The sequence below is a fragment of the Nocardia sp. CDC159 genome, assembly GCF_023740735.1.
Classification (GTDB): domain Bacteria; phylum Actinomycetota; class Actinomycetes; order Mycobacteriales; family Mycobacteriaceae; genus Nocardia; species Nocardia pulmonis.
The window spans coordinates 237,653-251,650 of record NZ_JAMRXH010000012.1; the positions used below are offsets into that span (position 1 = coordinate 237,653).

General features: G+C 67.2%; 17 protein-coding genes and 1 pseudogene. 9 read left to right on the top strand and 9 right to left on the bottom strand.

Annotated elements, in window-relative coordinates:
* Genes NDR87_RS25180 through NDR87_RS25205 form a run of 6 tightly spaced genes read left to right on the top strand, consistent with a single transcriptional unit; the run spans position 1 to position 2,980 of the window.
* Positions 1–381 (top strand): hypothetical protein, encoded by a 381-nt coding sequence (locus NDR87_RS25180; RefSeq protein WP_251913175.1) that lies wholly within the window; start codon positions 1–3, stop codon positions 379–381.
* The gene (gene atpB, locus NDR87_RS25185; protein WP_251913176.1) at positions 378–1,133 is read left to right on the top strand and encodes a F0F1 ATP synthase subunit A; all 756 of its coding nucleotides are present in this window, start codon (positions 378–380) and stop codon (positions 1,131–1,133) included. Before NDR87_RS25180 ends, atpB begins: the two co-directional genes overlap by 4 nt.
* 46 nt (positions 1,134–1,179) lie before the next feature.
* The gene (locus NDR87_RS25190; protein WP_251913179.1) at positions 1,180–1,431 is read left to right on the top strand and encodes a F0F1 ATP synthase subunit C; all 252 of its coding nucleotides are present in this window, start codon (positions 1,180–1,182) and stop codon (positions 1,429–1,431) included.
* A 5-nt stretch (positions 1,432–1,436) separates the two neighbouring features.
* A complete protein-coding gene (locus NDR87_RS25195; protein ID WP_251913181.1) occupies positions 1,437–1,946 on the top strand; it encodes a F0F1 ATP synthase subunit B in 510 nt (169 codons plus the stop codon).
* A complete protein-coding gene (locus NDR87_RS25200) occupies positions 1,943–2,518 on the top strand; it encodes a hypothetical protein (protein WP_251913183.1) in 576 nt (191 codons plus the stop codon). Before NDR87_RS25195 ends, NDR87_RS25200 begins: the two co-directional genes overlap by 4 nt.
* A gap of 57 nt (positions 2,519–2,575) precedes the next feature.
* Positions 2,576–2,980: an SgcJ/EcaC family oxidoreductase gene (locus tag NDR87_RS25205; RefSeq protein ID WP_251913185.1), complete on the top strand. Its 405-nt coding sequence runs from the start codon at positions 2,576–2,578 to the stop codon at positions 2,978–2,980.
* On the opposite strand, the gene NDR87_RS25210 is transcribed toward NDR87_RS25205, so the two are convergent.
* Entirely contained in the window at positions 2,970–3,446 is a 477-nt protein-coding gene (locus NDR87_RS25210; protein ID WP_251913187.1) for a nuclear transport factor 2 family protein, read from the bottom strand. The two genes, NDR87_RS25205 and NDR87_RS25210, sit on opposite strands and share 11 nt — an antisense overlap.
* An 83-nt stretch (positions 3,447–3,529) precedes the next feature.
* Between NDR87_RS25210 and NDR87_RS25215 the strand changes: the two genes are divergently transcribed.
* Positions 3,530–4,225 (top strand): winged helix-turn-helix transcriptional regulator, encoded by a 696-nt coding sequence (locus NDR87_RS25215; RefSeq protein WP_251913189.1) that lies wholly within the window; start codon positions 3,530–3,532, stop codon positions 4,223–4,225.
* Here the strand turns inward: NDR87_RS25215 and NDR87_RS25220 are convergent.
* The 5 genes from NDR87_RS25220 to NDR87_RS25240 are packed head-to-tail and all read right to left on the bottom strand — an operon-like array spanning position 4,215 to position 9,806.
* A complete protein-coding gene (locus NDR87_RS25220) occupies positions 4,215–5,645 on the bottom strand; it encodes an alpha-amylase family protein (protein ID WP_251913191.1) in 1,431 nt (476 codons plus the stop codon). The two genes, NDR87_RS25215 and NDR87_RS25220, sit on opposite strands and share 11 nt — an antisense overlap.
* A 58-nt stretch (positions 5,646–5,703) precedes the next feature.
* Positions 5,704–6,948 carry a lipase family protein gene (locus tag NDR87_RS25225; RefSeq protein ID WP_251913192.1) on the bottom strand — a complete coding sequence of 415 codons (1,245 nt, stop codon included), beginning with the start codon at positions 6,946–6,948 and terminating at the stop codon, positions 5,704–5,706.
* Positions 6,935–8,533, bottom strand: a complete 1,599-nt coding sequence (locus NDR87_RS25230; protein ID WP_251913194.1) for an MDR family MFS transporter — start codon at positions 8,531–8,533, stop codon at positions 6,935–6,937. Before NDR87_RS25230 ends, NDR87_RS25225 begins: the two co-directional genes overlap by 14 nt.
* Positions 8,530–9,168 (bottom strand): helix-turn-helix domain-containing protein, encoded by a 639-nt coding sequence (locus NDR87_RS25235; RefSeq protein WP_251913196.1) that lies wholly within the window; start codon positions 9,166–9,168, stop codon positions 8,530–8,532. The genes NDR87_RS25230 and NDR87_RS25235 overlap by 4 nt, the downstream gene beginning before the upstream one ends.
* Positions 9,169–9,215: 47 nt before the next feature.
* On the bottom strand, positions 9,216–9,806 hold the full coding sequence (locus tag NDR87_RS25240; protein ID WP_251913198.1) for a TetR/AcrR family transcriptional regulator: 591 nt from the start codon (positions 9,804–9,806) through the stop codon (positions 9,216–9,218).
* A gap of 110 nt (positions 9,807–9,916) precedes the next feature.
* On the opposite strand from NDR87_RS25240, the gene NDR87_RS25245 reads away from it, so the two are divergent.
* Entirely contained in the window at positions 9,917–10,765 is an 849-nt protein-coding gene (locus tag NDR87_RS25245) for an SDR family NAD(P)-dependent oxidoreductase (RefSeq protein WP_251913200.1), read from the top strand.
* Positions 10,766–10,784: 19 nt separating this feature from the next.
* A complete protein-coding gene (locus NDR87_RS25250) occupies positions 10,785–12,275 on the top strand; it encodes an alpha/beta fold hydrolase (protein WP_251913201.1) in 1,491 nt (496 codons plus the stop codon).
* A 10-nt stretch (positions 12,276–12,285) separates the two neighbouring features.
* Here NDR87_RS25250 and NDR87_RS25255 read toward each other — a convergent pair whose 3' ends face one another.
* The 3 genes and pseudogenes from NDR87_RS25255 to NDR87_RS25265 all read right to left on the bottom strand — a co-directional run.
* Positions 12,286–13,206: an NADP-dependent oxidoreductase gene (locus tag NDR87_RS25255; protein ID WP_251913203.1), complete on the bottom strand. Its 921-nt coding sequence runs from the start codon at positions 13,204–13,206 to the stop codon at positions 12,286–12,288.
* 50 nt (positions 13,207–13,256) lie between these two features.
* The gene (locus tag NDR87_RS25260; protein WP_251913206.1) at positions 13,257–13,808 is read right to left on the bottom strand and encodes a shikimate kinase; all 552 of its coding nucleotides are present in this window, start codon (positions 13,806–13,808) and stop codon (positions 13,257–13,259) included.
* Positions 13,809–13,813: 5 nt separating this feature from the next.
* Positions 13,814–13,998 (bottom strand): annotated as a pseudogene (locus NDR87_RS25265) (chorismate synthase); the annotation flags it as partial.

Below are 13,998 nucleotides of genomic sequence, written 5' to 3' on the forward strand. Positions count from 1 at the left end.
GTGAACATCGACAGGCTCCGAATGCGCCGCGTGGCGGTTATTGCGACCGCGCTCGGCGTACTGGCACTGATGATTACCGGCGCATTGGATCGAGTGCTGCTGGGTGTATTCGTCTGCGCCGGACTCGGATTGGGTTGGCTCAACGCACAACTCACGTGGAAGTCGGTCACGCACGTCATTCGCTCGGAAACGGCGAGCAAACAGGGCCTGATGTTGTCGACGGCGGTGCGCCTTTTCGGCCTCACCGCCCTGGCCATCGTGGTGGCGATCCTGGCCCGGCCCAACGGTATCGGGATCTTCTTCGGGCTGGCCGTATTCCATGTCATCCAGGTTCTCCATACCGTGGTCCCCGAATGGAAAGGGCTGCGCCAGACCTCATGAATACCGTGAACCTGCTCGCCCAGGAGTCGGAGCCGAAGATCAGGGTCGGCCACCACGCCGTCGTCCATCTGTGGGGGATGGATTTCAATGTGGACACCATCGTGTCGACTCTCGTCGCCGCGCTGATCGTGATCGGGCTGGCCGTCTTCCTGCGCATCAAGATCACCTCCGGCGTGCCCAACGGGGTGCAGCTGTTCTTCGAGACCGCGACCGTGATGATGCGCAACCAGGTCGAGGCGGCCATCGGGCTGCGGGTCGCGCCGTTCGTGCTGCCGCTCGCGGTCACCCTGTTCGTCTTCATCCTGCTGTCGAACTGGCTGTCGGTGCTGCCGGTGCAATACGGCAACGGTGAATTGATCGCTCCGCCCGCCTCCGACGTCAATTTCGTCTACGCGCTGGCGCTGTTCGTGTTCCTCTTCTATCAGGGCGCGGGCATCAAGCGGCGCGGTCCGATCACCCACGTCAAGCAATTGTTGAAGGGCCACACCGGCTGGGGGCCGATGGTCTTCATCAACGTGATCGAGGAAGTCGCCAAGCCACTGTCGCTGTCGCTGCGATTGTTCGGCAATATGTTCGCCGGCGGCGTGATGCTCTCGGTGATCACGTTGTTCCCCTTCTGGATCAGCTGGGGACCCAACGCCGTCTGGAAGATGTTCGATGTGTTCGTCGGCGCGATTCAGGCCTTCATCTTCTCGCTACTGACCGTGCTCTACTTCAGTCAATCCATGTCGACAGAGCACGAAAACCACTGACCGACTCTTCGCCGAAGAGAAAACGTTCGAGAACAGGAAGTGAAACATGGCAGCAGATCCCGCGATTGTCCAGGGCGCCCTGATCGGCGGCGGCCTCATCATGGCCGGTGGTGCCATCGGCGCCGGCATCGGTGACGGTATCGCCGGTTCCGCGCTGATCAACGGTGTCACCCGGCAACCGGAGGCCGAGGGCCGCCTGCGCGGTAACTTCTTCCTGACCGTCGGTCTGGTGGAGGCCGCGTACTTCATCAACCTGGCGTTCATGGCGCTGTTCGTCTTCGCCACACCCGGGGCGTAGGCGTCATGGCCGCGCGAACGGATGTCATGGCCGAGGGGAACTTCCTCATTCCCAACGGCACCTTCTTCGTCGAGTTGTTGATCTTTTTGATCGTGCTCGGAGTTATCTGGTTCTTCGTCGTTCCACCGATCCGCAAGGTGCTGGACGAACGCGAGGCTCGGGTCGATGCGACCACGGCGAACAACAAGGAAGCGAAGGAGACGTTCGCCGAGGCCGAGGCCCGCTATCAGGCCGGACTCGAGAAGGCCCGCGCCGAGGCCGCCGACATTCGCAATGCGGCGCGCGCCGAGGGGCGGGCCATACTCGATCGGCTCCGCTCCGAGGCGCAGGAGGAGGCCGACCGGATCGTCGCCGAATCCGCCGCGCAGCTGCGGGCGGAGGCCGATCAGGTGGCGGCGGAATTGCGTGAAGAGGTCGAGCCGCTGGCCGAATCGCTGGCCGAGCGGGTATCCGGGGTCAACGGCCAACGGGCCGGCAGCGGCCACGGACGGCAGAGGGGACAGGCGTCGTCATGAATCACACCAGCGGCATCCTCGCCGAAGGGCCGTACCACATCGTCTTCGATTGGCCGGTCTTCTTCAGTCAGCTGTTCGGCTTCGCGGTGATCGTCTTCGTGACCGTGAAATGGATTGTGCCACCGGTCAAGAAGCTGATGGTGCGCAATCAGGACGCGATCCGCAAGCAGCTCCAGGAGAGTGCCGAGGCGGCCGATCGGCTGACGAAGGCCAAGCAGGCCTACGACAACGCGATCAGCGAGGCGCAGGCCGAACTCGAGCGGCTGCGCGCCGACGCCCGCGAGGACGCCGAGCACATCATCGCCCAGATGCGTGAGGCCGCGGACGCCGAGGTCGAGCGGGTCCGTAAACAGGGCCGCGATCAGATCCTGCAGCTGCGCCGCCAGCTCGTCCGCGATCTGCAGACCGATCTCACTGCGGCCATGATCGACCGCACCGAGGAGAAGGTCCGCGTCAAGATCGATACCCCCGAGGCCAAATCCGAGAGCATCGAACGCTTCCTGGAGGAACTCGAGGCGCTCGCCAACGGCGAACACCCCGTCCGCCGCCAGGCCCAATCCCGCTGGAACTGAACGGTGTCCGCCCCCGGCCCTTGACCTGAACCGTCGTTGAGGTCGCAGAGTGGGGGCATGGACCCGGACGACGAGCGGAAGATCAGGGCGGTCGTGGCCGCGCAGACCGAGCTGTGGGTGCGGCACGAAATGGCCGAGTGGGGTGAATTGTTCACCGAGGATTCGGATTTCATCGCCCACAGCGGCGTCTGGTGGCGGTCCCGCGCGGAGAACGTGCGGGGCCACACCGATATTCCCGAGTCGGTGATCGCGCAGAAACCTGCCTATACGCAGCGGATCGCGAATATCGCGGAGATCGCGGGCGAGGTGGCGCTGGTGCACGCCGTCTGGACCTGGCCGCGGTTTCGTCCGCCGGGCGCGGCCGTCGAGGATCGCAGCGGGATCCTCACCTACGTGCTGGTGAAACGTCAAGGGAACTGGTTCGTTCGGGCCGCGCACAATACGCGGCGACTCACCCCGTGAACGGCGGCAGATGTTTGCGCTCGGCCCGCCGCACGCTCAGCGCGATCCGGGGGTCGACGAGCAGCATACGCAATTGACCAAGCGTCGAGTCGCGCGAGCGCACGTCGAGATAGCCGTACATCTCGTGCCGAATCACCTTGTCGCCGCGGAAGGTCCAGATCTCGGTGCCGAACTGGTTGGAGCGGCCGTCGAATCCGCCCTCGTAGGTGAGGACGATGGTGTCGTCGTCGGCGCAGACCACCCGTTTGCGCACCCGCAGTGGGTGGTTGGTCCAGAGCTCGGCCAGCACGGTCAGGGCGAGCCGGATCTCGTCGAGCCCCACGAAGCAGCGGCGCACACCATCGAAGATCCATTCCGCGACCGCATCGGGATGGTAGAGGGTCACCCATTCGCCGAAGCTCACCTCGTTCGTTATTCGCTCGGTCTCGGCGGCGAACCGGGTGGCGTCGAGCGGTAACGCAGTCATGCGCCCACTGTCACATAACTTTTAGAAGTAGACAAGGCTAAATTCGAAGTAATGACTTCTTTTCCTGCTGGTACGGTAATCAGGTGGCTCGGCGTACCTACGATCAGTTCTGCGGACTGGCGCTGGCCCTCGACATCGTCGGGGAGCGGTGGACGCTGATGATCGTGCGCGAGCTGATGTCCGGGCCGAAGCGCTACTCGGATCTGGCCACCGCTCTGGCCGGTATCGGCACCAGTCTGCTGGCGACCCGGATCAAGCAGTTGGAGAGCGACGGGGTGCTGGAGCGTCGTTATCTTCGGCCACCGGTCGCGTCCACCGTGTACGAGCTCACCACCGCGGGATGGGAACTGGCACATGCGCTGACACCCCTGGCGCTGTGGGGTTCCAAGCATTACGCGGTGCGCGGGCGCTCGCCGGAGCAGTCCTTCCGCGCGGAGTGGGCGCTGGTCTTCCTGGCACAGCTGTTCGACCCGGAGCAGTTGCGCGGTGTCGAGGTGAGTTTCGAATTCCGTGCCGACGGCAGTTCGGCCCGGCTCGATATTCGCGACGGCCGGGCCCAGGTGCATTCCGGTTCCGACGAACGCCCGGCCGACGCCGTGGTGAGCTACGACTCCGACACCCTCGGGGCCATCGTCGGCGGTGTGCTCCCGCTCATGGATGCCATTGTGCAGCAGCGGGTTCGGGTGGAGGGCAGTCCGGAGGCCGCGCAGATCCTGTTCGTCCTGTTGCAATCGGCGCTGGACCGCCTGGGGCTCGGCGGGGCCGAACCTACCTCGTGACCACGGCTCCGATGTGCAGCGCCAGGCCCGACAGCGGGGCGAGATCGGCGCGCAGGCGGCCGGTCTCGTCGATGTCGTAGGCGGGGCCGGTGCAGACGCCCGCGCGCACGGCGCCGTGCATGACATCGCAGTAGGTGCCCTGGGGCAGGGAGGTTCGAAAGGAGGCGCCGCTCATCGCGGAACTCTCGCCGTTGAGGACGACGAAGCCCGCCCCGCCGCGGCCGAAGGCGATGAGATCGCCAGAGTTGTCGAACCAGTCGACCACCGGCTCGCCGCGGGTCTGCTGGTGGAAGCCGACCATACCGGCGATGCCGGGCCAGGTGTGTTCACACAGCCAGTGGCCGTCGCCGCAGGTCGCATCGAGGGTGCGGCCCAGCGGATCCGAGGGTGAGGGCTCGTCGTAGTTGGTGAAGGCGTAGTCGCTGAGGATCTTCGGGTGCCCGTAGGGCCAGGTGAGCAGGAAGGCGTTGGCGAGGGTGTAGCGCTCCGGATCGGCGTAGGTCAGGGTGACCCCGTGGCGCACGGTGTCGTGATTGGCCACGAAGACCACCGAACTGTCCGAGGGCAGGGCGGAGCCGAACTCGCGCAGCTGGGCCAGGTGCCCCCGCCGGAAGATCGCGCTCAGCGCCCCGGCGTAGCGCAGGTCCATGACATCGCCGGTGCCGAGGTAGTCCTCGGGTCGCGAGCCGTCGTTCCGGCCGTAGATGACCTCCTGGTAGACGTAGGCGGGCCGGGACAGCCGCGCCTCGATGGCCGACAGGTCTTCCGGCGCGATGTGTTTCGCCGAATCGATGCGGAAGCCGTCGACGCCGAGGGAGAGCAAATCATTCAGATAGCCGGCGATCCGGTCCCGGACGCGCTCGTCGTCGGTCGCCAGATCCGCGGCGTTGAAGGTCTGGCACCGGTGCACCTGGGAGCGGTCGGAGTAGTCGACGATGGCGTCGTTCGGTGTACCGCAATGGTGGAAGTCGTCGAATCCGTACGGGACGCGCGGGTACCAGTAGTGGCAGTACGGCGTTGCGCCGCTGCCGATTCCGCAGTCCTGGATCGCCGCCATATTGTTGATGACGGCGTCCACATACACCCGCACCCCCGCCGCATGGCAGCCGCGCACCATCTCCGCCAGCTCCGCGCGCGTCCCGTAGCGGCTGTTCAACTCGTACGACACCGCCGAATAGCTCTGCCACCATGGAAAACCCTGTTCCGGCAGGAGTGAATGCTCCTCCGGCGGCGAGGTCTGCACGGCCCCGTAGCCGAGCGGACCGAGCGTCTCCCGGCACTCCCGCCCGATCGAGCGCCAGTTCCAGCCGAACATCTGCGCGATCACATCCCGCTCCGGCGCCGGTTCGGCGGCGGCCGGGGCGGTGAGCCCGGCGACGGCGACGAGCGTGCTGATCAGAAGCACCCAGGACCGGAGCATGCGGCGACTGTAATGGACCCGCAGGCTCCGACCCGGGAGGGCGAACCACATGTCGTGACTAACCGATTCGGGCGTTATCGGGTCCGGCGCCGCAGGTGGGCGTGGTGGGAGCGCCCGCGAGCCGCTGGTCGAACCAGCTCAGCGCCCTGGGGAACTGGATGAACTCCGCCGAGATATGTTCGGCGACAGGGTATTTCTCGTACATCACATCGACGCCCCGGGCGCAGTAGTCCGCGATCATGCGATCGGTGTCGGCGACCGTGGCGAACTCGTCGTACATGGCGGAGGCCAGATACAGCGGTACGGCCGGGGTGCCATAGCCGCCGCCGCGCAACGAGGCCACCACGCTCGCGACCTCCGGCACGCCCAGCGGCCAGATGCCGCCGACGGTGTAGTCCTCGACGCGCTTGAACGCGTACTCCGGAACGAAGGTGGAGTAGCACGCGCTGGACAGTTTCCGCTCCAGCGTCGGGTCGACGAAGTAGGAGGCGAGCCTGGTTTCGGGATAGGCACGAGCCAGGCCGAAGGCGGCCAGCAGATCGATACTCGTGAACGGCCCGCCGTTCATATGCGCCGCGGCCGCCGCCATATCCACCGGCAACCCGCCCGCCGCGGCCGCCCGGATATTCAGTTCCGGCGCATAGGTGGGCGCGAGTTCGGCGGCGAATTCCGTGCCGCGCGAGCCGCCCGAGTAGCCGTACATGATGACCGGCGTATCGCGGGAAAGTCCTGCGGGAGCGAAATTCTCGGCGGCACGAATGCCGTCGAGCGTATTGCGGCCCTCGACGAATCCGGCCGCGAATTCACCGTCGGGTCCGAGATAGTCCGGCACCACGACGGTCCAGCCGCGGGCCAGTTCGTCGGCGATGTTCTGCGCCTCACCGCTCATGCCGGTATTGCTCCGGAAACTGCTGCTGGCGCGCAGCTGATAGGACGGCCCGCACATCGGGTTCAGCGAGTCGTACCAGGCCTGATTCGCCATCAGGACCGGTGGCTCGACCCGGTTCTCCGGGCGTAGCACGATCGCCATCGTCGTCCACGGGGTGCCGTGGCTGTTCTGGCTGACGTATTTCACCTGCCAGGCCGAATAGGGAACGGTCGCCGGAAAGTCCTGGAGGGTGACCGGCCTGCTGTCGACCACCTCGCCCATTGCTTTTCCGCTCAGGGATTCCGGCTGTGCGTAGAACGGATCGTCGACCGGCAGCGGCGGTTCCGCCGCTGCCGTGACCGTGGAAATCGCATTCACCGAGCCCGCCAGCGCGAGCGCCGCGGCAAAGAGACCGAATAGTCTACGAATGCTCATGGTGGCTAATGCTAGCCGTCTCGTCCGCCAGCACCGCCTCACCGCGGGCGACCATCCCGGCCTCGTCGGACAGTTTCAGATGCGGGATGAACAGCGTCAGCACGAATGCCAACACCGCGCCCGGAATTACGTACCAGAAGCCCGGCACCAGGGCGTCGGCATATGCGCCGACGATGGCGTCGTGCAATCCGGCGGGCAGGTGTTTGACCACCGAGGGCACCAGCCCGCTCGGCTGCAGCCCCGACTGCGCGGCCTCCTGCCAGTGCGTGCGAAACACCTCGGTGAGTCCGTCGGTGAGCCGACTGGTGAAGATCGATCCGAAGATCGCCACCCCGACCGCGCCGCCCATCTCGCGGAAGTAGTTGTTGGCGCTGGTCGCCGTGCCGATCTGCTCCGGCGCGACCGCGTTCTGCACCACCAGCACGATGATCTGCATGATCAGGCCCAGGCCCGCGCCGATGACGAACAGCATTGCTGACACCAGCCACATCGAGCTGTGCGCATCGATCCGGGTCATCCACAGCAGGCCGAGGATCATGATCAGCGCGCCCAGCGGCGGATAGATCCGGTACCGGCCGGTCTTGGTGATCGCCGTCATCGAGCCGATCAGCGTCGCCATCATGCCGACCATCATCGGGATCAGCAGCAGTCCGGATACCGAGGCCGAAGCGCCGGTGGCCATTTGCAGGTAGGTCGGGATGAACGCCAGCGACGCGAACATCACCAGGCCGACCACCAGGCCGATGGCCGAGGTCAGCACGAACGTCCGGTTGCGGAACAGCCACAGCGGCAGCATGGGTTCCTCGGCCCGCGCCTCCACGGCGATGAATACGCCGACCACGAGCACCAGCGCCGCGGCCATCGACAGAATCGTCGGCGAACCCCACGCGTACTGTTTGCCGCCCCAGTCGGTGATCAGGATGAGCAGCGTGGTCGCGGCGGACATGAGCACCACGCCCAGGTAGTCGGGCTTCACCTTGGGCCGATGGCTGGGAATGCTCAGGTAGCGGAACGCGATGACCAGGGCGGCGAGGCCGACCGGCACATTGATCCAGAAGCACCAGCGCCAGCTCAGGCTGTCGGCGAAGAAGCCGCCCAGCAGCGGGCCGGCCACCGAGGTGACGCCGAAGATCGCGCCCATGGGCGCCATGAACTTGCCGCGATCCTTGGCCGGGACGATATCGGCGATGATGGCCTGGGCCAGGATCATCAGGCCGCCGCCGCCCACGCCCTGCAGGCCGCGGAACACGATGAACTCCCAGAAGCCGTTGGACATGGCCGCGCCGACGGAGGCGGCGGTGAAGATCGCGATGGCGAACAGGAACAGCCACCGCCGCCCGAACAGATCGCCGAACTTGCCGTAGATCGGCATGACGATGGTGGTGGCCAGCAGATACGACGTCGCGGTCCAGGCCATATGCGAGATGCCGCCGAGTTCGCCGACGATGGTCGGCATCGCGGTGCCCACGATGGTCTGGTCGAGGCTGGCCAGGAACATGCCCGCGATCAGTGCGGAGAAGATCAGCCAGATGCGTTTCTGGGTGAGAACTATGGGGGTCGGCGGCGATTCGGCCGTCGTGGTCATCGGTGGCGCTCCTTGTCGTCGGAATCGGGGCGGAACAGGCGGGCCGCCAGTTCGCACTGCTCGTGCAGGGCGGTCGCCAGCGGCCGATCCGGATGGTCGGCCAGCGACATCGCCGCGTGTGTGGTCAGGGTGGACATGAGTCCCGCTGTGAGAGCGGCGAATTCGGGCGAGACCTCGCCCAGGCGCGCGGTCAGCAGCTCGCCGACCGCGGCCGCGTGCCGCACGCCCGCGGCGAAGAAGCCCGCCACCACCCGCGGTTCGGACTTGATGATCTCGGTGATCAGCGAGATGTTCTCGCGCACTTCGTCTTCGGGTACGTAGCTCGAGGCGTACACCCGGGCGAGATCGTCGATCAGCACCCCGGTCGGGCCGCCCGCGATGAACTGTGCCCGCGATTCGGGCGTGCCGATATCGCCGATCGGGCCGAGGACCGCGTCCAGCTTGGTGTCGTAGTAGTTGAAGAAGGTGCGCGGGGAGACGCCGACGGCCTTGGCGATGTCGTCGGTGGTGGTGGCATCGAGGCCGCGTTCGACGGTCAGGCGGCGCGCGGCCAGGCAGAGGTCGTGCCGGGTCCGTCGTTTCTTGAGTTCGCGCAGCCCGAGTTCCGCCGGGGCATCGTCTTTTCGCCTGACCACGGCCAAAATCTACATGTTCTGCAATTTTTCAGGCAATGCAATTTTCGTCACGCCGGGCGGAGATAGTCCAGCGCGGCATCGAGGATGGCGTCGGCGTAGCCGGGGGTCAGGCCGTCCAGACCCAGTGACCAGCGGTATTGCAGCGGCCCGAGCAGCAGGTCCACGGCGATATCGGGATCGAAGTCGGCGCGCAGCTGGCCCGCTGCCACCGCGGCGTCCAGGCGTGCGATCAGGGCGGCGCGCTGGGGGAGTAGCAGTCGCTCGCGGTAGTAGCGGCCGATATCCGGGTCGTGCTGGATCTCGATGTACATCGCGCGCAGAAAGCCGTCGCGGGCCGGATCGCTGAGTTCGGCGACCGTGCCGTGCAACAGCAGGCGCAGGTCGGCGCGGATGTCGCCGGAGTCGGGAAACACCACACCCGATGGGCTCGAATAGCTTTCGAGCATGGCGTCGAGCAGCACCGCGCCCTTGGATGGCCACCATCGATAGATGGTCTGCTTGCCCACCCCGGCGCGGGCGGCGATCGCCTCGATGCCCAGCTTCGGGTAGGGGACCTCGCGGATCAGCTCGGCGGCGGCGGTGAGGATGGCGGCCCGGGCGCGCTCGCTGCGGCGGGACGGGCTCGGCTTCTCGGACATGGTCACAGCATAATCCGAAACGAGACGATACGTTCCGTCTTGACTTTGATTCGCAGAGATGTCATTCTTTTCTCCACGAGACGGAGCGTCTCGCGACGAAGGGAGTCACCGTGACCAGAACATGGTTCATCACCGGAGCCAACCGCGGCCTGGGTCGGGCGTTCACCGAGGCGGCGCTGGGGCGGGGCGACCGGGTGGTCGCGACGGTTCGTAACCCCGACGCCATGGATCTTTCGCACGAGCGGCTCACTGTGCTGCCGTTGGACGTCCGGGATCGGGAGCGGGTATTCGCCACGGTCGAGCGGGCTTTCGAGGTGGTCGGCTCGATCGACGTCATCGTGAACAATGCCGGTTACGGCCTGGTCGGCGCGGTGGAGGAGCTCGACGAGCGGCAGATCCGCGATCAGATGGACACCAATTTCTATGGCGCGCTGTGGGTTACCCAGGCGGCGATCCCGCACCTGCGCGGGCAGGGATCGGGGCATGTCGTGCAGATCTCGACGGTGGGTGCGGTCGGATCGCTGCCGCTGTTCAGCATGTACAACGCCAGCAAGTGGGCGCTCGAGGGCTTCAGTTCCTCGCTCGCGGACGAGGTGCGGCCGTTCGGGATCTCGATCACGCTGGCCCAGCTGGGTGGTTTCGACACCGACTGGGCCAAGTCGAGTATGCGGTTCGCGCGCCGCGATCCGGCCTACGACGAGGTGCGGGCCGGAATTCTGGGCATGACCGAATATCCGGATCCCGCGGCCCCGATCACTCCCGATCCGGCGGCCGCGCCGTCGGAATGGGCCGAGCCCGCGCCCGAGGTCGCTGCCGCCGAACTGCTGGCGCTGGTGGATCTGCCGAATCCGCCGCTGCGCAAGATCATCGGGCCGGACACCCACAAGATGGTGACGATGGCATTCGAACAGCGCCGCGGCGACTATTCCGCCGATCCCGAATTCGTCTGGCCCAGCTGAGCTCCGATACCGTGCACGAGTGTTGTTTCGGCTGGTCGTAGCTGTCGCTGTGCTGTGCGGGTTGGTATCGCTGGGTGGATCGGACCCAGATCCGAGCGGATTGGCCCGCTTCTACGGCCAGCGGCCGACCTGGGAGCCGTGCGGTATCGATGTGCTGGACGCGGCCGGGGCCGAATGCGCGGACGTGCGGGTGCCGTTGGATTACGCACATCCGCACGACCGCACCATCACGGTGGCGATCTCGCGGATCAGGGCGGGGGACAGCGAGCACCGGCGCGGGGTGCTGCTGGCCAATCCGGGCGGGCCCGGTGCGGAGGGGCTCGACACCGTGAGCCTGCTCGGCGACGTGTTGAGCCCGGACGTGGTGGCCCGCTACGACCTGATCGGGATGGACCCGCGCGGTATCGGGCGGTCCACGCCCGCGCCGCTGTGCGGCTGGTCGGTCGGGGAGATGATCCGCTCGGCCGGCGTGAGCGATCGGGGCTTCCGCCACGACACCGTGGAGGCCGCGGGCATGGCGGCCACCTGCCTGGCCACCGACGCCACGACCCGGCGGCAGTTCACCACTCGCAATACCGCGCGCGATATGGATGTGATCCGCGCGGTGCTCGGCGCGCCGCGGCTGTCGTACTACGGCGTCTCCTACGGCACCTATCTGGGCGCGGTCTACACCCAGCTGTTCCCCGCGCACAGCGATCGCATGGTCTTCGACAGCGCCATCGATCCGGGCCGGTATTGGCAAGGGCTGGTGCAGGATTGGGGTGCGGCCGACGAGATCGCACTGGACGACTGGGCGCGCTGGGCCGCCGATCGCGACGAGACCTATCACCTCGGCGCGACGCCGGAGCGGGTGCGCGCCACCGTGGAGGAGCTCGTCCGGGCGCTCGGTCGGCAACCCGTGGTGCTGGACGACTTCTCGATCGACGACCACTGGCTGCCGTTCATTCTGCACAACATGGTGAACAACTATCGCTCGAATGCAGCGGTGGCGCAGACGATCCGGGAGATCGTCGACGCCGTGGGACAACCGCCCGCGGCCGCGCGCACGCCGCGGCTGCGGGCCACCCTGACCGCCCTGCGGACCGGTGAGAACTCCGCCCTGGCCGAGATCGCCTGCTCCGACGCCGGTGCCCCGACCGATCCGGCCTGGTATCAGCGCAATATCGAGGCGACCCGGGCCACCCAACCGGTCTTCGGGGCCATGGCCAACAACATCCAGCCGTGCGCGTTCTGGCCCCGCCCGGTGGAACCGCCCACCGCCGTGCGCAATTCGGTGCCCGCGCTGATCCTGCAGGCCACCGGCGATCCCCGTACGCCCTACGCGCACGCCCTGCAACTGCATGCCGCCATGCCCGAGTCGCGCCTGATCACCCTGCGTGACACCAGGATTCACATGACCTTCCGGCCCGATCTGAGCAGCTGCATCCGCTTCGCCATCAACGCCTACTACACGACCGGCCTACGCCCGGCGGCCGATGCCACCTGCGAGCGGGACGAGCTCACTCGATGAACCGGCCGAGTCAGGGCACGACGACCAGCTTGCCGCGGGTACGTCCGGAGCGGCTGGCATCGAAGGCGTCGCCGACCTCGTCGAGGGTGAAGGTCCGGGCCACCTGGACCGTGAGCGCGCCGCGCTCGGCCAGCTCGGCCAGTTCGGTGAGCTTCGCGCCGTCCGGGCGGACCCAGATGACCAGGCCGCCATGCTTTTCCACCTCCGCGTCGGCGATCGAGGCGTGCCTGCCGTGCTCGGCGAGAACGGCCAGGGTGGTGTCGATCTGCCCGCCCACGAAGTCGGCGACCGCGGTGACGCCCGCCGGGGCGAGGGCGCGAATCCGCTCGGCGCCGCCGTCGCCGTAGGCGACCGGCTCGGCGCCCAACTCGCGCAGGAAGTCGTGATTGCGCTCGGAGGCGGTCCCGATCACCCGGGCGCCGCGCTCCCGGCCGATCTGCACCGCCAGACTGCCCACGCCCCCGGCCGCGCCGTACACGACGAGCGTGTCGCCCGGCCCGACCGACAGCCGGTCGAGGGTGCGCTGGGCGGTCATCCCGGCCAGCGGCAATCCGCCCGCCTGTTCCCAGCTCAGCGCCGCCGGTTTGCGCGCGACATGTTCGGCGGATACGGCGACGAGTTCCGCGAACGTCCCCGCGTGCACCACATGCTTGCGGGCATAGGCCATCACCTCGTCCCCGACCGCGAACTCCGGCGTATCGGGCCCGAGCCCGACCACCTCACCCGCGACGTCCCAGCCCGGGATCACCGGAAACACCGACAGCATCAGCGGATCCAGATACCCGGCCAGCAACTTCCAATCCACCGGATTGACCCCCGCCGCCCGAACCCGGATCAGCACCTCCCCCGGACCCAGCCGGGGATCGGGCACCTCACCCACCTGCAACGTGGAATTGTCGCTGGCAAAGGCGTCATAGGTGACGGCACGCATCGAATCAGGCCTCCTCGGTAGGGTTCCTGGTCGTTCAAGTGCTCCCGGGGTCAGCGTATTTCCACGCGGGGCGATGCGGTGGGGATCGTCACGTGTGTCGGCGCTGGCAGTGCGGCGCGAATCGTCCGGACCACGGCCGCGGGTTCGTGGCCGTCGGTGGACACCCGGACGGTGGCGAGTTCGCGATAGATCGGATCGCGCACCCGCATGAGTTCGGCGAAGCGGGCGGCCGGGTCGTCGCCGGTGAGCAGCGGACGCTGGGCGGAGGCGGCGACGCGCGCGATCGCCGTTGCGACGCCGACCTCCAGATAGACGACGGTCTGCCCGCGCAGCCGGGCTCGGGTGGTGGGCGAGAGCACCGCGCCGCCGCCCAGCGACAACACGCCTGGCTCCACGGCCAGCGCCCGGTGCACCACCCGCTCCTCGAAGCGGCGGAAACCGGCCTCGCCGTCGGTGGCGAAGATCTCGGGAATCGAACGGCCGGTGTGGGTTTCGATACCCGTATCGGTGTCGTACAGCGAGACGCCGAGTTCGTGCGCCAGCAGGGCGCCGACGGTCGATTTGCCCGAGCCGGGCGGTCCGATCAAGACGACGAGCGGCATGGCCGTCACCCGACCAGCGCCGGACGCGCGATGCGCGTGCGATAGCCCTCGATATTGGCGCGGGTCTCGGGCAGTGAGTCGCCGCCGAATTTCTCGAGTGCGGCCTGGGCGAGGACGAGGGCGACCATGGCCTCGGCGACGACGCCGGCGGCGGGGACGGCGCAGACGTCGGAGCGTTGGTGGATGGCGA